Genomic DNA, 19,044 nt, shown 5'->3' with positions numbered 1-19,044 from the left:
CCTAGCGCCCGTGCTTCTTGCCTGTGCGCCGGCGTCGGACGATGAGCTTGTTGCTCTGCTTGTTCGGGTGGCGGGTGCGGCCCTCGGGCTGGCCCCACGGGCTGACCGGGTGGCGTCCACCGGAGGTCTTACCTTCACCACCGCCGTGCGGGTGGTCCACCGGGTTCATCACCACACCGCGGACAGAGGGGCGCTTGCCCTTCCAGCGCATCCGTCCGGCCTTGCCCCAGTTGATGTTTGCCTGTTCGGCGTTGCCCACCTCGCCGACGGTCGCGCGGCAGCGCACGTCGACGCGGCGGATCTCACCACTGGGCATACGCAGCGACGCGTAGGTGCCCTCTTTGCCGAGCAGCTGGATGCTCGATCCGGCCGAGCGCGCCAGCTTGGCGCCACCGCCCGGCCGCAGCTCGACGGCGTGGATCAGGGTGCCGGCCGGGATGTTGCGCAACGGCAGGTTGTTGCCCGGCTTGATGTCGGCGTTGGCGCCGGACTCCACCACGTCGCCCTGCGAGAGTCCCTGCGGCGCAATGATGTATCGCTTCTCGCCGTCCAGGAAATGAAGCAGGGCGATGTTGGCGGTGCGGTTCGGGTCGTACTCGATGTGGGCGACCTTGGCGTTGACACCGTCTTTGTCGTTGCGGCGGAAGTCGATCACCCGGTAGGCGCGCTTGTGCCCACCGCCCTGGTGCCGAGTCGTGATGCGGCCGTGCGCGTTGCGGCCACCGTGACCGTGCAACGGGCGGACCAACGACTTCTCCGGGGTGGACCGGGTGATCTCGGCGAAGTCGGACACGCTCGCACCGCGGCGACCGGGGGTCGTCGGCTTGTATTTGCGAATTGCCATGTCTAATCAGGTCTCTCTCTCGGCGCTAGGCCGGTGCTCCGAACAGGTCGATCGGCTTGCTGCCCGGGGCCAGCGTGACGATCGCGCGCTTGGTGTTCTTGCGCTTGCCGTATCCGGTCCTGGTGCGCTTGCGTTTGCCCTGGCGGTTCGCGGTGTTCACCGACGCGACCTTGACGGAGAAGATCTTCTCGACAGCGATCTTGATCTGCGTCTTGTTCGAATCGGGGTGCACCACGAACGTGTACACGTTGTCGTCCAGCAGCCCGTAGGACTTCTCCGAGATGACCGGGGCCAGGATGATGTCGCGGGGGTCAGCGATGGTCGCCATTTACGCCGTTACCTCCTCGGAACTCTTGGTGTTCGCCGTGATGTACGCGTTGAGCGCCTCGACGCTGAACACCACGTCGTCGGCGCGCAGCACGTCGTAGGTGTTGAGCTGGTCCGGCGACAGGATGTGCACACCGGGCAGGTTGCGCACGCTCTTGACGCCGGTCTCGTCGCTGCGGCCGATGACGACCAACACCCGCTTGCGGTCGGTCAGCGTGCCCAGAAACGCCCTGGCGTTCTTGGTCGACGGGGTCTGACCCGTCACCAGTTCGGTGACGGCGTGGATGCGCCCGTTGCGCGCCCGGTCCGACAGGGCGCCGCGCAACGCCGCGGCGATCATCTTCTTCGGCGTGCGCTGCGAGTAGTCGCGCGGCTTGGGGCCGTGCACGGTGCCGCCGCCGGTGAACTGCGGGGCCCGCGTCGAGCCCTGCCGGGCACGACCAGTCCCCTTCTGCCGGTAGGGCTTCCGCCCGCCGCCGCTGACCTCGCCGCGGGTCTTGGTCGAGTGCGTGCCCTGACGGGCCGCGGCGCGCTGCGCGGTGACCACCTGGTGCATCAGCGCGATGTTGGCCGGGGCGTCGAACAATTCGGCCGGCAGCTCGATGGAGCCGTCGACCTTGCCGCCCGGCGTCTTAACGTCAATCTTGAGTGCCATCAGCTCTCACCTCGTTTGATCGCGCTGCGGACCATGACGAGTCCACCGGTGCGCCCGGGAACCGCGCCCTTGATCAACAGCACGCCGTTCTCGGCATCGACCTTGTGTACCAACAAGTTCTGCGCGGTCACCCGGTCGTTGCCCATCCGGCCGGCCATCCGGGTTCCCTTGAATACGCGTGCGGGGGTGGAACATCCACCGATCGACCCGGGACGGCGGTGGACCGCCTGGGCACCGTGGGCGGCGCCCTGCCCGCGGAAGCCGTGCCGCTTCATCCCGCCGGCGAAGCCCTTGCCCTTGGAGGTGCCGGTCACGTCGACGTAGCTGCCGTCGGCGAAGATCTCGGCGGTCAGCTCCTGGCCGACCTCGTATTCGGCTGCGGCGTCCGGGGTTTCCAGGCGCAGCTCGGCCACGTGGCGGCGCGGGTTGACCCCGGCGGCGGTGAACTGACCGGTGACCGGCTTATTGACCTTGCGTGGGCTGATTTCGCCGTAGGCCAATTGCACGGCGGAGTAGCCGTCGCGCTCCGGGGTGCGGATGCGGGTCACCACATTGGGCCCGGCCTTGACCACAGTCACCGGAACGACTCGGTTGTTTTCGTCGAACACCTGCGTCATGCCCAGTTTGGTGCCCAGAATGCCTTTTCTCGCCATTGCTCGGGAAGTCTCCTACTGGATGTTGACGTCGACGCTGGCCGGCAGATCGATGCGCATCAGGGCGTCAACGGTCTTCGGCGTGGGATCGAGGATGTCGATCAACCGCTTGTGTGTGCGCATTTCGAAGTGCTCCCGCGAGTCCTTGTACTTGTGCGGGGAGCGGATGACGCAATACACGTTCTTTTCGGTCGGCAGCGGCACCGGTCCTACGACGCTGGCACCGGTGCGGACGACGGTCTCGACGATCTTGCGCGCCGAGGCGTCGATAGCCTCATGGTCGTAGGCCTTAAGCCTGATGCGGATCTTCTGTCCCGCCACGCTTTTTCCCTACCCTCACTCTTCTTGAAGCCCGGTACCCGGGCTTGATCCATGTCTCAGTGCCCTCGGCGCGCTGATCGGCCCGCCCAACTCTGGGCCGATCGAGCGTCGCGCCGAATACTGCGCCGCTGTTTACCTGTCGTGGTCCAACCGGCCCCCGCGCTCGGGTGTGTCACCCGCACGCGGCCTCGGCGCGCTTAGCACAAGGCCAAATTAGTCGCGCTCCAAGGATGAGACCGGACGCGCCCGTGTGGACGCTGGTCGTATGCCCGACCAGGCGTAAACCTGGCGCAGGGCAACCCGAATAGTATGCCCTAGATCGCCGTGACGGCCAAATTCCTGGCGATGGTTCTGGCAACTCCGGCGACGAGGTGACCGATGGCGGCGCAATCACCGAAACTCGCGGTGCGGTCAGACTAGCCAACCGGGTTGCGCGTGCCCTTGCGCGTGATGGTGCCCACCCTGGACCCGGTGCACGGTCTTGTGCGTCCACCCCATCGACGCCAAGTAGGTCCGAGCGCTGCCGTGCGGGGGTCGATGCTGGCAGGGGCGGCAGCCTGACGCCTGGCGCGACTGGTGAGCGGGTCGGCGGTGGCGGCCACCGTCCTTGCGCAGGCCAGAGTGCGCGTGGCGGACATGGGGAGCGGCGCCCGGGCGGTGCATCCCGACGGCGCGGTCGGTCCCGGGCGAGGAAGCCAGGGCGGCGTGGGCCGCCGCGGCGAATAGGACCAGCAACGCGGCTGCGACCAACAGGCCCGCCACCACGGCCAGGAAGCCGACGACGCGGGTCATGAAGGCGGTCTTGGCGTTGGCAGTGCGGGGCATGAATTTCCCTTTTCTCGGCGGTCTGGTGCGTCGAGAAAAGGTTCTGAGCCGGCCCTGCAGGGATCCTTGAAAAACCCTTGGGGTGCAGGTCGGGCGCCGAAATGCGGCTAGAAACGGGGCGCTAGACGACGCACGACGGGCGTCGGCGAAGCGTTATCGGACCCTAGGCGCCGCAGCGTCCTTGATCGGTGCTTTCGAACACCCCGCCGCCACGAGCCCGGCGACGACGATCGCCAATCCGGCCGCCCCTTGGATCGCTGCTACCCCACGTTGGGCATTCGGCCCGGGTCCGCGTGTTGGGCGCGCTGGACGTGTAAGAAACCGTCGACGGCCGCGCGCGCACATTCGCGGTAGTCGAAATCCGGCAGGGTGGATAGCCGGCCCAGCACCAGCGGGCCAATCAACATCGCGATCGCCCGGGATCGGTCGACCTCGCCCAATTCGGCGGCCTGCGGGCTGTCGAAGATGACATCGAACGGCGCCGCGTACTGCTGGGCGATGCGTTCACGCAGTGTGCTGATCGGACTGTCGCCGGCACCGGCGTGGCGGGGCTCCGGCATCTCGTCCAGGTCGCGGCCCAGCGCCAACCAAGCCATCGCGGTCATCATCACCGGCGCCTCAGCGATGGACTCGGCCTGGGCCAGCACGACGGCCACCAGCCGGTCGCGCAGCGAGCCCTCGGCCGGAGGCGTCGGCGAGACCGGTAGCAGGCTGTTGAATGCGGCCGCCAGCAAATCGTTCCCGCTCGGGAAGTGGCGATACAGGGTGGCTCGGGCCACGTTGGCCGTGCGGATGACCGCGTCCACGGTCACCGCGCTCGGCCCACCGGCGCTCAGCAACCCGGCGGCGGCTTCCAGCAAACGAGCCTTAGACCGCGCCGGACGGGGATCGGTGCTCTCGTCGGTAATTGTGAGCTACCTCCCTGTTTGGAAACAAGACCAGGCGTCTATGTACAAGACTATTAGTCTCGAAAGTCAATACGCCCCCAGGGGGAGGAGGCGCATCGGCCATGGTGCAAACCATTGTTCCGCCCGACCAGCGTACTGATGCGGTCAGCATCGGCGGTAGCCCCCGCGCGCGAGCGTGGACCCTGGCGGTGGCCTGCATGGGCGTCGGGCTCGTGGTCGCGTCCATGACGGCCCTGAACACGGCGCTGCCGGATCTCGCGGTGGCCACCTCGGCGACGCAGGCACAGCTGACATGGGTCGTCGACGGCTACACCGTCGCGCTGGCATGCCTGCTGCTGCCCGCCGGGGCCATCGGCGACCGCTACGGGCGCCGGGGTGCGCTGCTGGCCGGTCTGGTGATCTTCGCGCTCGGGTCGATCGCCCCGGCGTTGCTGCACAGCCCGGTACAGATCATCGCGGGCCGGTCATTGGCCGGTGTGGGTGCGGCGCTGGTGATGCCCGCGACGCTGTCGTTGCTGACCGTGGCCTATCCGAAGGCCGACCGCATGAAGGCCGTTGGGCTCTGGGCGGGCACGGCCGGGTCCGGTGGCGTCCTCGGCATGCTCGGATCTGGCCTACTGCTTCGCTTTTGGGACTGGCATGCGATCTTCTGGTCACTCGGCATCGCCGGGCTGGCGATCTTCGCCCTGGGGTGCACGGTGGCGTCTTCGCGCGACACCACCGCTCCGGGCGTCGACTGGCTCGGTGCGGTGCTGATCGGTGCGGCCGTTGCGATCGCGGTCGCCGCGATCCTGGAGGCACCCGACCGCGGCTGGAGCGATCCGCTGGTCTGGGGTGGTTTGGTCGCGGGAGCCGTCATCGCCGCGGTGTTCGGTGTCGTCGAATTTCGCCGGCGACATCCGCTGCTGGACGTGCGCCTGTTTGCTGACCCCGGTTTCGCCACCGGGGTGGCGTCGATCGTCATCCTGTTCGGTGCGACGTTCGGGTTCTTCTATGTCGGCATGCAATACGTCCAGCAGATCATGGGGTATTCGCCGCTGACGACGGCAATTGCGTTCGGCCCGTTCATGGTTCCGCTGGGCATCTTTTCCGCGTTGTCGTTCTGGTACGTGCCGAAGCTGGGCCTGCGAGTCGTGCTGTTCGTCGGCACGGCGCTCATGGCGGTCGGATTCGCGTGCATGTGCCGCTTAGACCTGCACTCGACCTACGGCGAATTCGCCTGGCCGACATTGATACTCGCGACGGGCATCGGAATGTGCACGGCACCGACGACCTCAGCGATCATGGGTGCGGTCCCCGACGAAAAGCAGGGCGTCGCCTCGGCGGTGAACGACACCTCGCGGGAGATGGGCGGAGCGCTGGGCATCGCCGTGGCCGGGTCGATCCTGGCCGGACGCTATTCCCACGAACTCGAGGCCAGGCTGGCGAACTTTCCGGAGCCCGTGCGTCGGCCCGCGGCCGATTCGCTGGCCAAGGCCGTCGAGGTAGCGGGCAAACTGGGCCCGCAGGGCCGCGAGCTGGCCGAGGTCAGCAAGACCGCATTCCTGACGGCCATGCACGCCTCGACGATCGCGATGGCCGTGATCGTCGGCATTGCGGCGGTCCTGATCGGGGTCTGGGCGCCCGGGCGGGAGGGGCAGCAACTGCGCTCGGTGCGCCGGATCCTGGCGGCACGCAGGAAAAGCGAAAACCCCTCGGGGGGATCTGCGATAGCATTACGCTCGGATCAAGTTCGCATCGGGGAGCGAGCCACGTCTGGACCTCGTGGGGGGGATCCCATATGTCGTACGTGATCGCGGCGCCGGAATACCTGGCCACCGCGGCTACAGATCTGTCCAATATCGGTACTGCACTCAACGACGCCAATTCCGCGGCGTTGGGCCCGGTTTCAGGCGTGTTGCCAGCCGGGGCGGACGAGGTATCGGCGAGCATCGCGGCGCTGTTTGGCGCGCACGCCCAGGCCTACCAGGCGATCAGCGCCGCGGCACAGGCGTTTCACACTCAGTTCGTGCAGCTGATGAGCGGCGGCGCCGAACAGTACGTGCTCGCCGAGGCCGCTAACGCCACGCCATTGCAAACCGTCGGCTCGGGATTGCTGACCGACAGCACCGCGACCGGTCAGGTGTTGAATGTCGCGCAACCGGTGGCCGGCAGCGCGGCCTCCGCGGCGGGGTCGGCGCCACTGGCCGCCGCGGGGCCGGCGAGCGTCTCGGCACCGGTCACTCCGCCGGCGCCACCGGTGACCGCGGTTGCGCCGGCGTCGGCGGTGCCGTCGGTGCTCGTACCGCCCGGCGCGGCGACGCCGACGCCCGCTGCGAGTGGCCCGTCGGCGCTGATACCGGCCGGCACGCCCGAAGCGGCGGTGCCGGCGGGATCGGACGTTCCGGTGGCGTCGGGGACGCCGGCGTCGGCGACCGCACCGCTGGCCGCAGTGGAGGCCGAAGCGCCATTCTCTCCCCTCGCGGCGATGCCACCCGTGCCACTGAACGGCACCGCGGTGGCGGCGGCGCCGACGGTGGCCCCTCCCGCAGCGGCAGGGCCAGCGGGCAACAGCAACGAACAACCCGCGGCGACGTCCGCGTGGGCGGCATCGGCGGAGTAGCCGACCTCAGCCGGCAAACTGTGCCGCACGGTGTGCGAGCATCACGATCGTCGCGTGCGGGCCACGGCTGGGAACTACCGGCAGGACCGAGCCGTCGATGACCCACAGGTTTTCTACGCCGAGCACCCGACACCGTTGGTCGACAACGGCTTTCGGGTCGTCGTCGGCGCCCATCGGCGCGCTGCCGCACAGGTGTTGTGACGTCGCCCAGATGTTCGGTCCGATATGCGTTGCGGAACTACACAATTCGCGGGCCAATTCGCCGCCCTGCCGAAGGTCCGCAATGTCGGCGGGTTCGCTGTCGTAGCGGTGTTCGATCAGCGGTGGCGTCGACGGGTCGGCCGAGACCAGCGTGATGCGTCCGCGTGATCGGGGCCGCATGAGCGCCACCCCGATGTGCGGCCAATCTCGATGTCCCGCGGTGCCGTCGCCGGTCATCGCTATGAAACCCCCTGTATACGGCCGGATTTCGATGCCTTCGGGGGTCGTCAGCACCACCTCCAACACTGGGCGGTCCACCGCTACCGTCCAGTTCGTCGGCAGCACCCATTCCGGATGATCACTGCAGCCCGTCCCGACCGGCAGCGGCGCGACCACGTCGACGCCGACGGCCTTGAGCATCGCCTCGTCGCCGACGCCGGAAAGCATCAGCAGGTGTGCCGACTGAATCGCCCCGGCGCACAAGACAATTCGGTCGGCGGTCAGGGTCGCGGGCCCTTCGGGACCAACGGTGTCGACACCCACGACCGCCCCCGCGGAGAAACGCAGCCGCACCGCTTGCGTCTGTGCCAGCAGCGTCAGGTTGGCCCGTGCCAGCGCCGGTATCAAAAAGGCCGCGCCGGCACCAGTGCGCACGCCATCGACGATGTTGAGCGGGATCGCGCCGACTCCCGACGGCAGGTGCGGACCGACGTCGTTGAGGTCAGCCAGCCAAGGAAACCCCGCCCGCTCGGTGGCGGCCACGAAGGTTTCGCTGCAACCGGTCATGTCGTGCGTGCGGCGAACCGGGATGGGCCCGCTGTCGCCGTGGGCCGGGCCGTCGAAATCCAGGTCCGTCTCGATGGCCCGGAAGTGATCCAACACGTCGGACCACGCCCAGCCGGGTAGGCCGATGCCGTCAAAGTCCGCAGGCAGCCCGCGGCAGAAGTACCCGCCATTGACGGCGCCGGAGCCCCCGATCGTGGCCCCGCGCACGATGGGCAACTGTCGCGCGGGGCGGTCGGTGAGCCGGCTCAGATAGCGGTGCACCAGCGGGCTGCCCGCGCCGATCGGAAGCTGCAACCCATTGGCGGTCTGTGCCAACAGCTCAGGGTCGCCAAGCCCGGGTCCGGCCTCGAGGACCGTCACCGTGCGGCTGGGATCGGCCGAAAGGCGTTCGGCAACAACCGATCCAGCGCTGCCGGCACCGACGATCAGCACATCGCTGTGCGAGACGATGGCGCTCAAAGCGGCGGCTCGGAAGCCTAGGTACGAATCTGGGGTTTGAGGGCACGAGCGTTTCGCTCGCGCGCCACGCCCCACCACAGGCCGATGCCGTAGGCCAGGTCGTCGATACGCTTCAGCAGCAGATAGGTCAGCAGTCCGATCGGTTCCGCGTCGTCACCGGTGGCGTCCCTGCGGCTGAGCCAGTCCACCACGCCGTCGAGGACCGCGGCGACCACCACGACCCGTCTGCAATGTCTCGACAGTGTGGCCGCCAGCAAGGCCAGCGGCCAGTAGTGCCGGCAGATGGCGGATGCCAGTTGCAGCGCCGCCGACCACAGGCCGCGGGTGGCGACCTCGGCGACATCGCGTAACGAGGTCTCGGAGCTGCGCATCGCCCTGGCGATCCGGCGACCGGTCAGGAACGCGACCACCAGCGATGCCAGCTGGCCGATGCTGGTGCCGAGTGCCATCAGGATCCAGACCAGCAGCGCCCAGCCGGAGATCACCACCGGGGCGGTCTTGTCCGGGTGACGCACCGACAGCGGTGCGGCCGATCCACCGTAAAACGCTTTGCGCGCAATCCAATCCCGCAGCTCAGTGCGATGATCGTGGGCGACCAGCGCGATGGGCTCGTAGCGCAGTCGGGCGCCGGTTTCGATGAGACGCCAGCACAGGTCGACGTCCTCGCCGGACTGTAAGGTTTCGTCGAAGCCGCCGACGTCGTGAATGGCCGACCGGCGACAGATGATCGCGGCGCTGGGAACGTAGGACACCGTGCTATGCGGTAGCACCGGCGCTTCGCGCTGACCGAGGTCCAGCGACGAGTGCACCGCCTCATAGCGCGCCAGCGCATTCTCGCTTTGCGAGAGCCCGATGATGCGCGGGGCAACGAGTGCGACGGTCGGGTCGCAGAAGTGCCCGAGCAGCGCCTCCAGCCAGCCCCGCCGGGGCGCGACGTCGGAGTCGAGGAAGGCGACGAAGTCGGTGGTGCAGGCTGCCAGACCGGTGTTGCGTGCGGCCCCCGGCCCCTTGCTGCGCGGGTGACGCAACACCTCGATGTCGCAGTGGGCGCCGATGAAGTCCTCCGGCTCGACGGGACAGGCCGAACCGTCGTCCACCACGATGACGCGCAGCCCGCGCAGTGAGCTGACCAGGCGCCGCACACCGGATGTGTTGTCCCGCACCGGAATAACCACGGTGACGTCGCGGTGTGACGGGCCACCCGCGGGGCGGGGATGCGCGACGGTGGCGTCGAGCAGGGTGCGCGCCAGTTCGGCGCTGACTTCGTCGCGCACCTTCAGCCGACCGTCGGACAGCATGTCCTGAGCGGCGGGAGCCAGCCGCAGCAGCCGGGTGGGCGAGCCACCGAGCAGAGCCGAGCCGTCGCCGAGCACCCGCACACGGCGATCGACCTGAACGGCGAACCCGTCAGGGAGTCGAGCGTGAGTCATGAGCACCGCTCCTCCGCATCACGACTCGTCCGCGTCATTTGTGAATTGTCGCCGGTGCGCCTCATGTCAGCATCCCGTCGGGACCGGGCGCCCACCGCGCGACTCGAGTCACGCAGCCGTCGACCATCTGGTCGAGGATGCGTTCGCCCTCGACTGCCGTCGCGGTCGTCGGGTCCCCTAAGACGCCGACCGGGCTCACCGCGGCCACTCCCCCGCGGCGCATGGACGGCAGCAGTTCGGACAGCGGCGCGCCGTTGCCGGCGAGCCAGCGGTCGGTCAGGACGTCGTTCGGCGAAATATGGAGCAACACCGACGTTTCGGTATGTCCGGCGTGAGCGTCGGCCGGTTTCGAGCCGCCGACGGCGGCGCACGGGCACCACGCGACGTCGCGGCCCTCGGCACGCAGCCGGCGCACCGCGCGCGACAGCGCCTCCGCGTTGCCGCCGTGACCGTTGACGAAGACCAGCCGGGCGGCCCAGCAGGCCGCCGACCTTCCGTACTCCACCAGCAGCAGCGTCAGGGCCTCGGTGCCGATGGAGATGGTGCCGGCGAACTCCTGATGCTCACCGCTGGCTCCGTAGGCGATGGCGGGCGCCACCAGCCAGTCGTGCGCGAGGCGGACTCCCGCGCGTCGGGCGACCGCCGCGGCGATCCGGGTGTCAGTGTCCAGGGGCAGGTGTGGACCGTGCTGCTCGGTCGAGCCCAGTGGGACCAGCAACGACGGCGGTACGGTGGATAGCTCGGTAGACGTCGCATTCCCCAGTTCGACGCGTACGGGCACTCGCCGATGGTAGGACGAATTCACCTGGTGTGCACCATTGTTGCACCATCCATTTAATTTTTTTTATCGCCCGGACGATTGATGAGTTGAAATTCGGCTCGTCCGCCACGATTGCCACGCCTGTACCACGGTTTGGATTTATGTGTCTAGCGCTTCTCGGTGGTCGGCTCACCGAGGACCCGGGCAAACCCCGACGGAACCAGAACGTCATCCGGGCCGAGGTCGTGGACCGAGGCTCGGCCGAGGCCCATCAGCGCGGAGTCGATGCCGCCGCGCAAAATGTCGAGGACGTTTTCGACGCCGGACTGGCCACTTGCCGCGAGGCCCCACAGGTAGGCGCGGCCGATCATGACCGCACGCGCGCCCAGCGCCACCGCCTTGACCACATCGCTGCCACGACGGATGCCGCCGTCCAGCAACACCTCGATCTGGTCGCCGACCGCCGCCGCCACCGCGGGCAGCGCGCGAATCGACGCGGGGGTGCCGTCCAGGTTGTTGCCGCCGTGGTTGGACACCGAGATCGCCGAAACACCCGCATCCACGGCTCTTTTGGCATCGTCGACGCGCATCACACCCTTGAGCATGAAGGGCCCGCCCCACAGTTCGCGGAGCCAGGAGATGTCTTCCCAGGTCGGTGGCGGTGTGCCCATCCACTCGCCGTAGGCGGCGAAGAAGGGCGGGCCGGGCTCGCCCCGGCGCGCCTGGTTCGGCACCCGCAGGTCCGGCGGGCGCAACGTCTTGCCGTACTTCCACAGCCAGCGTGGCTTGAAGGCGGCCTCCGGGGACAACCGCAGGATCGTCCGCAGGTTCATCTGTTCCGGGATCTTGGGGCTGCCCCAATCGCGGCCGTGCGAGAAGCTCCAGTCGGTGGTGACGATCAAGCCGACGGCGCCGGCCTGACGGGCCCGCTCCACCCGCTCGGCGATGGCGTCGCGGCCGCCCAGCCAGTAGACCTGGAAGAAGAGTTTGGGGTTGGCGGCGATCACCTCTTCGATCGGCTTACTGGCGAACGAGGACAAGCCCATCGCGGTCCCACGTGCCGCCGCGGCGCGAGCGACGGCGACCTCGCCGTCTGGGTCGACGGCCTGCACACCGGTCGGTGAAATGATGACCGGCAGCGAAATGTCTTGGCCCATAACGGTGGTCGACAAATCGCGCTTTTCCGCCGCACCAACGACATGTGGCGCGAAGCCGAGTTCACCGAAAGCCTCGACATTGTCGGCGACCGTAATTCCTTTTTCACTGGCCGCCACTAGCGCAGAGTAAACCGATTTCGGCAGCCGCCGTTTAGCGCGTTGCTGCGCGATGGCAACTGTTTCGAACCATTCAGAGCTAGAGGCCACGGCTACAGCGGGCTTTCGTTACACATGCGGGCGGGAGGCCTCATGGAAAGCGTCAGCGGGACGGGCTGCCCGCGCGAGTGGTCGACCCGCGGCCGCGGCGTCTGCCGCTCGCGCGACAATGCCGGCGCACCGTACCCTTGCACACATTCGGGGTCGGGACCGTCCAGCGGCAGGCCGGTGAAGAACTTGGCGGCCATGCAACCGCCCCGGCAGCTGTCGTAGTGTCCGCAACTGGAGCAGGCGCCCGCGGACTGCGGCTCGCGCAGCTCGCGAAACAGCGGGGCGTTCTTCCAGACGTTGTCAAAACCTCCATCGGACAACACATTTCCGGCCAGGAAGCGGTCGTGGATGGCGAACGGACACGCGTACACGTCGCCCACCGGGTCGATCAGGCACACCACCCGTCCGGCGCCGCACATATTCAAACCCGCGAGCGCGCCGGATTGCCCGAGCGGCGCCAGGTGAAAGAAGGAGTCGCCGGTGAGCACCCGCTCGCCCTTGGCGACCAACCACTCGTACAGCTGCACCTGCTGGTCGGCGGTGGGGTGCAGGTCTCCCCACACGTCGGCGCCGCGGCCCGAGGGACGCAGCCGGGTGATCCGCAGCGTCGCGCCGTAACGGCTTGCCAGGGCGGCGAATTCGTCGAGCTGGCCGACGTTGTGCCGGGTGACCACGACGGAGATCTTGGCGTCTCGGAAGCCGGCGGCCGCGAGGTTCTCCAGCGCGCGCACCGCCATGGCGTAGGACCCGGCACCGCGCACGGCGTCGTTGACCTCGGCGGTGGCGCCGTCAAGCGAGATCTGGACATCGACGTAGTCACTGGCCGCCAAGCGTTCGGCGACCTCGGGGGTGATGCGGACACCGTTGGTGGAGAACTTCACGCCGACGTGGTGCGCGGTGGCGTAGTCCACCAACTCCCAAAAGTCCGGCCGCACAGTGGGTTCCCCACCGCCGATGTTCACGTAGAACACCTGCATGCGCTGCATTTCGTCAATGATGTCCATGCACTGGCGGGTGGACAGCTCGCGGGGGTCGCGCTTACCTGACGACGAAAGGCAGTGCACGCAAGCCAGATTGCACGCGTAGGTCAGCTCCCAGGTCAGGCAGATGGGCGCGTCGAGGCCGCGCTCGAACTGCTCGATCAGCCGGGGCACCGGCGCTGTCGGGGCGCTCACCTAACCCTCCTCGGGTACCAGCATGTGGGAATCGGCCAGCACGCCCAGCGCGTGCAGGTAGGGCGCCTGCTCGGAATCGTCGACGCCCGCGGCGCGGCAGGCGGACCGGACATCGGGATGCTCGGCCAACGACCGCACCACCGCGAGGATGGTGCGATTTTTCAGAAAGGACAGCTTGCGGGTCCCAAAGTGATAGAGCAGCGCGCCGAACGGCTCCGGCCGAACCGCCACCTGGGGATGCAACCGCCAGCCCCGATCGGGATCGAACGCACCCGGCGACGATGCGGGCGGGGTAGGGCGATCGACCGCGGCCCGGGCGGGCGCCGTCACGGTCAGTAGACCCCGCACATACCGTCGATGGACACCTCTTCGACCAGGGTCTCGGTGACGAGCTCGGTTTCGGTCTGGTTCTCGGGAACAACCTGGTCCATGTGAATTTGCCTCTCTTTGGGACTCGACAACAAGAGATCGTTCTGGACACAATATGGCATCGAGTGCCGCAATGGAAGGGCGGGTCGGATGTCGCCGCAGTCTCGGGTAGGTAGGCGCCGCTCGACGACACCGGCGCACATCACCGATGTCGCGCTCGAGTTGTTCACCGCCCGCGGGTTCTCCGACGTGAGCGTCGACGATGTCGCGCACGCGGCCGGCATCGCGCGCCGCACGCTGTTCCGCTATTACGCGTCCAAGAACGCCATCCTGTGGGGCGACTTCGACGCGCATCTCGGGCATCTGCGGGAATTGCTCGACAACGTCGACCCTCAGGTGGTGATGGGCCAGGCACTGCGCGCGGCGCTACTGGCGTTCAACACGTTTGACGAAAGCGAGACCGTGCGGCACCGCCAGCGCATGCGCATCATCCTGGAAACCGCTGAACTGCAAGCCTATTCGATGACCATGTATGCCGGGTGGCGCGAGGTGATCGCCGGATTTGTAGCCGCACGCCTGGGCGTCAAGACGACCGACCCGCTTCCTCAGACCGTCGCCTGGACGATGCTTGGCGTGGCGTTGAGCGCCTACGAGCAGTGGCTGAGCGACGAGACGGTGACGCTGCCCGAGGCGCTGGGGAACGCGTTCGACGTCGTCGGCGCCGGACTCAACGAGTTGAACGCTTGAACACCGACCACCTGGTGCACACGATGCGGTCGCAGGGAAAGTTCTGCGGCGGCTCCGGCTCCCCGATGTACGACGCGCTGCTCGAGCTGATGGCCCAAGATGTCGAAGCCGGCGGCGTCTTCGCGACGATTCTATCCGGCCACGAGGACGACTCGGCTCGTCAAGCGGTGCCGCTTCGACTGCTCGGCGGCCTGCACCGATTGGCGCTCGACGGTCGGGCACCGACGCTGCGACGCTTCTATCCCAGCACCGGCGGAACCTTTGACGCGGCGGCCGCGTGGCCCGAAATCCTGCTCACCGCCCGGGACCGGATGAACGATCTTCGCGCCGCGCTGGACCAGCCACCGCAGACCAACGAGGTGGGCCGGTCGGCCGTGCTGATCGGCACCCTGTTGTTCCTGGTTCGCCAATTCGATTTGCCGGTGCGTCTTTTCGAGATTGGCACGAGCGCCGGGCTCAACCTGCGCGCCGACCACTACCGCTATGCCTACCCCGGCGGCCGGTGGGGGCCTGTCGACTCGCCGGTGGTGATCGACGACGCGTGGCGCGGCCAGCTGCCGCCGGACGGCGCGGTGCGCATCGTGGAACGGCACGGATACGACATCGCGCCCATCGACGTCACGACCGTCGATGGCGAAATGACGGTGCTGAGCTACGTGTGGCCCGACCAGAGCGCGCGGCTGCAGCGGCTGCGCGGCGCAATTGCGGTGGCGCGCACCGTTCCGGCGCAGTTGCACCGCCTCACGGCCGCCGACGCGGTCGCCGGCATGGCCCTCGCCGACGGCACGCTGACCGTGCTGTGGCACTCCATTACCTGGCAGTACCTGTCCGACGACGAACGCGCCGCGATCCGCGACGGTATCGATGCGGTGGCCGCGCAAGCCGGTGAGTCCTCACCGTTCGCGCATTTGACTTTGGAGCCCGCGCGCGACGCCGACGGCGGACTCAAATTCCTGGCGCGAGCCCGGAGTTGGCCGGGCGACAAGCTTCGGATTTTCGGCGAATGCCATCCACACGGGCCGCCGGTGAACTGGCTTTGAGTGTGAACTCAGGGTTTTCGCTGTGTGCTCACACTGATCGCCCGAATGCATAGATCACTCGGGGCAGGACCATGCGATCAACGGGGGACGCACGGAGGCACAGAGCGGATTGCCCTTGGCGTCGCTGAGTCGTAGGCGCCCGAGCAGCTGCCCGCGAGCCGCGGCCTGGATCAGGGTTTCTCCCGGCACGCCGCCATCAAGCCAGAGCTTGGCTCGGCGAAACATGTTGGCGGCGTTGCCGGTATCGGCGTCGTCCACCGCGACCCACGACAGATAGATGAACCTGCCGCCGGGCCGGCCTTGGATATACGGGCCGGTGACGTCGGGTGCTTCGCCGCGATTATCGACCGAGCAGTCCAACATCCACGACGCGGTGGCAGCGTCGGCGGAAACGAGGCCCAGCAGCTCTTCTCGATGGTTACGCCGCTGGACGCCGACATGAATGTTGCGGTAGCCCTGCGGGCCATCGGGACTCGGCCCGCAGGATGAGCCCGGAAGATCGGCGCCCTCGATCCGTATCTGCACGGTCCGCTAAGCCAGCATTTCCGAAATCGGCACGCCGGCAGCGATTTTGCCCCGCACCTTCATGACCTTGCCGGGCAACCCGCCACCGACCACGCCGACCAGCTTGCCGTCGCGCTCGTAATACGCCAGGAACTTACGGCCGTCGTCCTCGACCATGTGCACGATGTCGGTGGCCTGCGGTTCGCCCAGGCACTGGATCTTCACGTCGTACTGGTCACTCCAGAAATACGGCACAACGACGACGTCGGGTGCTTCAAGCCCCAACATCGCCGGCACCACGACCCGGGCCTGGTCGGCAACATTGCTCCAATGCTCAACGCGCGCTTGGTGTCCCAACGGGTCGCGCCAGGATGCGACATCGCCCAACGCCCAGACGTTCGGTGCGCTGGTGCGACCGGCCTCGTCGCAGAGCACACCGTTATCGACGTCGATGCCGCTGCCGTCCAGCCAGTCGGTCGCCGGGCGTGAGCCGATGCCGATCACCACCAGATCGGCCGGCAATTCCGTGCCGTCCGTCAGCACCACGGTGTCGACGTGTCCCTCCCCGCGCACCTCGGTGACCCCGACGCCGAGGCGGACGTCGACGCCCTCGTCGCGGTGCAGCCGCGCCACCAGTTCGCCGATTTGTTCGCCGAGCACGGCGGCCAGCGGTTGTGGTTGCGGTTCGACCAGCACGACGTCCACCCCGACGCTGCGCAGGCTGGCGGCCACCTCGCAGCCGATGAAGCCGGCGCCGACGATCACGGCATGCCGCGCGGCGGATGCGTGTTCGCGCAGCGCCAGGCTCTCGTCGAGGGATCGCAGCACCCGGATGCCCTCCAGATCGGGCAGGGTCGGAATGCGCCGTGGCACCAGCCCGGTCGCGATAACCAACTCGTCGTAGGCCACCACCGTGCCGTCGGCGAGGGTCACCGTCTGCTCATGGGTGTCCAGGCGGGTCGCGGCGGAGCCCAAGCGCAGCGTGATGTTGTTCTCGTCATACCACTCGCGCGGTTTGAGGGCGGTGTCGTCGACCTCCTTGCGCAGCACTTCCTTGGAAAGCGGCGGTCGGTCGTACGGGAGGTGCACCTCGTCGCTGACGATCGTGACGGGACCGGCGTAGGGGGCCCGACGTAGTTGCTCGGCGGTCCGAGCCGCGGCCAGGCCCCCGCCCACGATCACGATTCCGTTATTTTCCACGTGGAGTTCATAGCACGACGGGCCGTCAGTACTTTAGGGCACCCTTATCAACGTTGATCTGCGTGCCCGACAGTGTGCCCGAGCCGTCACCGGCAAGCCACGCCACGACGTCGGACACCTCCTCGGCCGTCATGAACCCCTTGTACTGCAAAGGCATTGGCGGGAAGCTGTGCACGAAGCGGGGATGCTTGGCGAAGATCTCCATCATTGCCTCCGGCTCGATCATGGGGGTGTCGACGGAGTACGGGTGAATCGAGTTGACCTTGATGTTGTATTCGCCGAGTTCGATTGCCAGCGTGTTGGTCAGCGCGGTCAGGCCGTACTTGCTGGCCGCGTAGTGGCCGTTGCCCGGTGTGGCCCGGACGCCCGCCGCGGAACTGACAATGACGATGGAGCCGCCGTTGCCGGCCTCGATTATCGCGGGGATCGTGGCGCGCAACGTGCGCCAGGTGCCGGTCAGGTTCACCCCAATGACGGTGTCCCACTGCTCGTCGGTCAGCTCCCACACCCGGCCCCAGCCCAGCACACCGGCGTTGGCCACCAGGATGTCCAACCGGCCGAACTGCTCAACGCCGTCGGCCACCAATTGCCGCACCGCCGGGTCGTCGCGGATGTCCACCTCGCGGGCCAACACCTTGCGGCCCTGGGCTTCCACCAAGCGGACCGTCTCGGCGAGGTCTTCCGGGGTGGCCGGCGGGTAGCTCAAGGTGTCGGACACCGGCGCGCAGATATCCAGCGCGATGATGTCGGCTCCTTCGGCGGCCAGCCGCACCGCATGCGCACGTCCCTGCGCACGAGCGGCGCCGGTTATGAATGCCACCCGCCCTTGCAATGATCCGGTCTGCTCAACCACGTGTCACAGGCTAGCAGCGAAACTGAAACGTGTTCTAGTTGGCCCGGTCCTCTCAGCGAGCAGTCGCGAAAGCGCGCGGTTAAAGGTCGGCGATGATCTGAGCCCGCTTGGCGTCGTATTCCTGTTGGGTCAACGCCCCGCTGGTGCGCAGCGCGTCCAACTCCTGGAGGCGCTGGGCGACCGACTGCTGCGGGGCGGCGACTGGTGCCGGTTGAGCGGCTTGCGCCTGCTGCTCGCCCGCTCGGCGCACCACCGCTTGGATCTGCTGGCGCAGCCCCGGATTCGATCGAATGTCCACCGTGCCGTTGAACGGGACGTTGTTGGCCTTGAGGATCTGCAGGATCTCCATCAGCGGGCCGGCCTGCCCGCTGAGGTCGTAGGTCCGATTGTCCTCAGCGATGGTGAACTGCGCGGGCACCAGCCCGTTGACCAAAGAGCTGCGCTCCCAGTCGATTTGGTAGGCCTGCGTGGTGGGATTGACCAGCACGACGAGCTTGCGGGCGGTGAGGTTACCCAGCCGCGGGATGCTGGCGATGACCCGGTCCTGGGTGTCGAACGGCATGATCCCGGGGCCCGAGATGTGCAGGTTCACCTTGACCACCCGCCGGTCGTTGATCTCGGTGTTCGTCTCGGTCAGCCCGGTGATTTGGGCCAGCGCCAGCACCCCATGCTGTTCGAGTTCGGCGGTTTTGGCGGCCGCGTTCTTGCCGAAGTTGGCCAGCCCGATCGCGATCGCCACATCCGCGATGGTGATGAGCACACCGACATATAGCATCCACTGGATGGTGGAGGCGTAGTCGCCCACCGCGTAGTAGGCGATGACAAAGATTGGGCCGACGAGGCCACCGCAGATCAAGACGACTAACTGGGCCTTCAGATAGCGCGCAAACACGTGGGTGCTCCTCACTCATCCCAAAAAAGTGCCCGAAAAGGTGAAGTCAGACTAGCGCCGCCGCCGGCGTTACCGATCACAAATTTCCGGGCCGAAAGGCCACGGCTCGATCGGCCCACAGCAACGAAG

At 67.6% G+C, this 19,044-nt stretch carries 22 protein-coding genes; 4 read left to right on the top strand and 18 right to left on the bottom strand.

All coding sequences use genetic code 11. The annotated features are described in order from the left end of the window. Position 1: 1 nt before the first annotated feature. From rplB to G6N66_RS02950, 7 genes are all read right to left on the bottom strand, one after another. On the bottom strand, positions 2 to 844 hold the full coding sequence (rplB, locus tag G6N66_RS02980; RefSeq protein ID WP_085233442.1) for a 50S ribosomal protein L2: 843 nt from the start codon (positions 842 to 844) through the stop codon (positions 2 to 4). Between the two features lie 25 nt (positions 845 to 869). Continuing rightward, positions 870 to 1,172: a 50S ribosomal protein L23 gene (gene rplW, locus G6N66_RS02975; RefSeq protein ID WP_085233441.1), complete on the bottom strand. Its 303-nt coding sequence runs from the start codon at positions 1,170 to 1,172 to the stop codon at positions 870 to 872. Next, a complete protein-coding gene (gene rplD, locus G6N66_RS02970) occupies positions 1,173 to 1,826 on the bottom strand; it encodes a 50S ribosomal protein L4 (protein ID WP_085233440.1) in 654 nt (217 codons plus the stop codon). After that, positions 1,826 to 2,479 carry a 50S ribosomal protein L3 gene (gene rplC / locus G6N66_RS02965; protein ID WP_085233439.1) on the bottom strand — a complete coding sequence of 218 codons (654 nt, stop codon included), beginning with the start codon at positions 2,477 to 2,479 and terminating at the stop codon, positions 1,826 to 1,828. Before rplC ends, rplD begins: the two co-directional genes overlap by 1 nt. Before the next feature lie 15 nt (positions 2,480 to 2,494). After that, positions 2,495 to 2,800: a 30S ribosomal protein S10 gene (gene rpsJ / locus G6N66_RS02960; protein ID WP_003873519.1), complete on the bottom strand. Its 306-nt coding sequence runs from the start codon at positions 2,798 to 2,800 to the stop codon at positions 2,495 to 2,497. A 411-nt stretch (positions 2,801 to 3,211) separates the two neighbouring features. Beyond that, on the bottom strand, positions 3,212 to 3,625 hold the full coding sequence (locus tag G6N66_RS02955) for a hypothetical protein (RefSeq protein WP_085233438.1): 414 nt from the start codon (positions 3,623 to 3,625) through the stop codon (positions 3,212 to 3,214). 260 nt (positions 3,626 to 3,885) lie between these two features. Then, positions 3,886 to 4,485: a TetR/AcrR family transcriptional regulator gene (locus tag G6N66_RS02950; protein ID WP_263987947.1), complete on the bottom strand. Its 600-nt coding sequence runs from the start codon at positions 4,483 to 4,485 to the stop codon at positions 3,886 to 3,888. 149 nt (positions 4,486 to 4,634) lie between these two features. On the opposite strand from G6N66_RS02950, the gene G6N66_RS02945 reads away from it, so the two are divergent. Continuing rightward, positions 4,635 to 6,326: an MFS transporter gene (locus tag G6N66_RS02945; protein WP_085233436.1), complete on the top strand. Its 1,692-nt coding sequence runs from the start codon at positions 4,635 to 4,637 to the stop codon at positions 6,324 to 6,326. Then, positions 6,314 to 7,135 (top strand): PE family protein, encoded by an 822-nt coding sequence (locus tag G6N66_RS02940; protein WP_085233435.1) that lies wholly within the window; start codon positions 6,314 to 6,316, stop codon positions 7,133 to 7,135. Before G6N66_RS02945 ends, G6N66_RS02940 begins: the two co-directional genes overlap by 13 nt. 6 nt (positions 7,136 to 7,141) lie before the next feature. Here G6N66_RS02940 and mftG read toward each other — a convergent pair whose 3' ends face one another. From mftG to mftA, 7 genes are all read right to left on the bottom strand, one after another. Continuing rightward, the gene (gene mftG / locus G6N66_RS02935) at positions 7,142 to 8,581 is read right to left on the bottom strand and encodes a mycofactocin dehydrogenase MftG (RefSeq protein WP_085233434.1); all 1,440 of its coding nucleotides are present in this window, start codon (positions 8,579 to 8,581) and stop codon (positions 7,142 to 7,144) included. Positions 8,582 to 8,598: 17 nt separating this feature from the next. Next, the gene (gene mftF, locus G6N66_RS02930) at positions 8,599 to 10,011 is read right to left on the bottom strand and encodes a mycofactocin biosynthesis glycosyltransferase MftF (protein ID WP_085233588.1); all 1,413 of its coding nucleotides are present in this window, start codon (positions 10,009 to 10,011) and stop codon (positions 8,599 to 8,601) included. Between the two features lie 61 nt (positions 10,012 to 10,072). After that, positions 10,073 to 10,816 (bottom strand): mycofactocin biosynthesis peptidyl-dipeptidase MftE, encoded by a 744-nt coding sequence (mftE, locus tag G6N66_RS02925; protein WP_085233433.1) that lies wholly within the window; start codon positions 10,814 to 10,816, stop codon positions 10,073 to 10,075. Positions 10,817 to 10,938: 122 nt separating this feature from the next. Continuing rightward, positions 10,939 to 12,135: a pre-mycofactocin synthase MftD gene (mftD, locus tag G6N66_RS02920; protein ID WP_085233432.1), complete on the bottom strand. Its 1,197-nt coding sequence runs from the start codon at positions 12,133 to 12,135 to the stop codon at positions 10,939 to 10,941. Between the two features lie 2 nt (positions 12,136 to 12,137). Continuing rightward, the gene (gene mftC, locus G6N66_RS02915; protein WP_139825251.1) at positions 12,138 to 13,310 is read right to left on the bottom strand and encodes a mycofactocin radical SAM maturase; all 1,173 of its coding nucleotides are present in this window, start codon (positions 13,308 to 13,310) and stop codon (positions 12,138 to 12,140) included. Continuing rightward, positions 13,311 to 13,658, bottom strand: coding sequence for a mycofactocin biosynthesis chaperone MftB (gene mftB, locus G6N66_RS02910; protein WP_372515675.1), 348 nt, complete (start codon positions 13,656 to 13,658; stop codon positions 13,311 to 13,313). Next, the gene (gene mftA, locus G6N66_RS02905) at positions 13,643 to 13,741 is read right to left on the bottom strand and encodes a mycofactocin precursor MftA (RefSeq protein ID WP_085233430.1); all 99 of its coding nucleotides are present in this window, start codon (positions 13,739 to 13,741) and stop codon (positions 13,643 to 13,645) included. Before mftA ends, mftB begins: the two co-directional genes overlap by 16 nt. An 88-nt stretch (positions 13,742 to 13,829) precedes the next feature. Here mftA and mftR point away from each other — a divergent pair, with 88 nt between their 5' ends. Continuing rightward, positions 13,830 to 14,426 carry a mycofactocin system transcriptional regulator gene (mftR, locus tag G6N66_RS02900; RefSeq protein WP_085233429.1) on the top strand — a complete coding sequence of 199 codons (597 nt, stop codon included), beginning with the start codon at positions 13,830 to 13,832 and terminating at the stop codon, positions 14,424 to 14,426. Between the two features lie 23 nt (positions 14,427 to 14,449). Further along, positions 14,450 to 15,466: a DUF2332 domain-containing protein gene (locus G6N66_RS02895; protein ID WP_085233586.1), complete on the top strand. Its 1,017-nt coding sequence runs from the start codon at positions 14,450 to 14,452 to the stop codon at positions 15,464 to 15,466. 54 nt (positions 15,467 to 15,520) lie between these two features. Here the strand turns inward: G6N66_RS02895 and G6N66_RS02890 are convergent, their stop codons facing one another. The 4 genes from G6N66_RS02890 to G6N66_RS02875 form a co-directional block, all read right to left on the bottom strand. Then, complete coding sequence (locus tag G6N66_RS02890; protein WP_085233428.1) at positions 15,521 to 15,991, bottom strand: DUF5990 family protein; 471 nt, start codon at positions 15,989 to 15,991, stop codon at positions 15,521 to 15,523. Positions 15,992 to 15,997: 6 nt separating this feature from the next. Then, a complete protein-coding gene (locus G6N66_RS02885; RefSeq protein WP_085233427.1) occupies positions 15,998 to 17,170 on the bottom strand; it encodes an NAD(P)/FAD-dependent oxidoreductase in 1,173 nt (390 codons plus the stop codon). A 25-nt stretch (positions 17,171 to 17,195) separates the two neighbouring features. Beyond that, on the bottom strand, positions 17,196 to 18,023 hold the full coding sequence (locus G6N66_RS02880; RefSeq protein ID WP_085233426.1) for a mycofactocin-coupled SDR family oxidoreductase: 828 nt from the start codon (positions 18,021 to 18,023) through the stop codon (positions 17,196 to 17,198). Positions 18,024 to 18,102: 79 nt separating this feature from the next. Next, positions 18,103 to 18,915, bottom strand: coding sequence for an SHOCT domain-containing protein (locus G6N66_RS02875; protein WP_085233425.1), 813 nt, complete (start codon positions 18,913 to 18,915; stop codon positions 18,103 to 18,105). Positions 18,916 to 19,044 lie beyond the last annotated feature (129 nt).

Origin of the sequence: Mycobacterium conspicuum (assembly GCF_010730195.1) — a bacterium.
GTDB classification, from domain to species: domain Bacteria; phylum Actinomycetota; class Actinomycetes; order Mycobacteriales; family Mycobacteriaceae; genus Mycobacterium; species Mycobacterium conspicuum.
Note: the sequence above shows the minus strand (reverse complement) of the source record. Positions and strands in the feature narration are given on the sequence as shown.

Bases quoted from the DNA above. Each gene is read 5' to 3' on its own strand.
- rplB (WP_085233442.1), bottom strand. From the start codon at position 844: ATGGCAATTCGCAAATACAAGCCGACGACCCCCGGTCGCCGCGGTGCG.
- rplW (WP_085233441.1), bottom strand. From the start codon at position 1,172: ATGGCGACCATCGCTGACCCCCGCGACATCATCCTGGCCCCGGTCATC.
- rplD (WP_085233440.1), bottom strand. From the start codon at position 1,826: ATGGCACTCAAGATTGACGTTAAGACGCCGGGCGGCAAGGTCGACGGC.
- rplC (WP_085233439.1), bottom strand. From the start codon at position 2,479: ATGGCGAGAAAAGGCATTCTGGGCACCAAACTGGGCATGACGCAGGTG.
- G6N66_RS02955 (WP_085233438.1), bottom strand. From the start codon at position 3,625: ATGCCCCGCACTGCCAACGCCAAGACCGCCTTCATGACCCGCGTCGTC.
- G6N66_RS02945 (WP_085233436.1), top strand. From the start codon at position 4,635: ATGGTGCAAACCATTGTTCCGCCCGACCAGCGTACTGATGCGGTCAGC.
- G6N66_RS02940 (WP_085233435.1), top strand. From the start codon at position 6,314: ATGTCGTACGTGATCGCGGCGCCGGAATACCTGGCCACCGCGGCTACA.
- mftF (WP_085233588.1), bottom strand. From the start codon at position 10,011: ATGACTCACGCTCGACTCCCTGACGGGTTCGCCGTTCAGGTCGATCGC.
- mftA (WP_085233430.1), bottom strand. From the start codon at position 13,741: ATGGACCAGGTTGTTCCCGAGAACCAGACCGAAACCGAGCTCGTCACC.
- mftR (WP_085233429.1), top strand. From the start codon at position 13,830: ATGTCGCCGCAGTCTCGGGTAGGTAGGCGCCGCTCGACGACACCGGCG.
- G6N66_RS02895 (WP_085233586.1), top strand. From the start codon at position 14,450: ATGCGGTCGCAGGGAAAGTTCTGCGGCGGCTCCGGCTCCCCGATGTAC.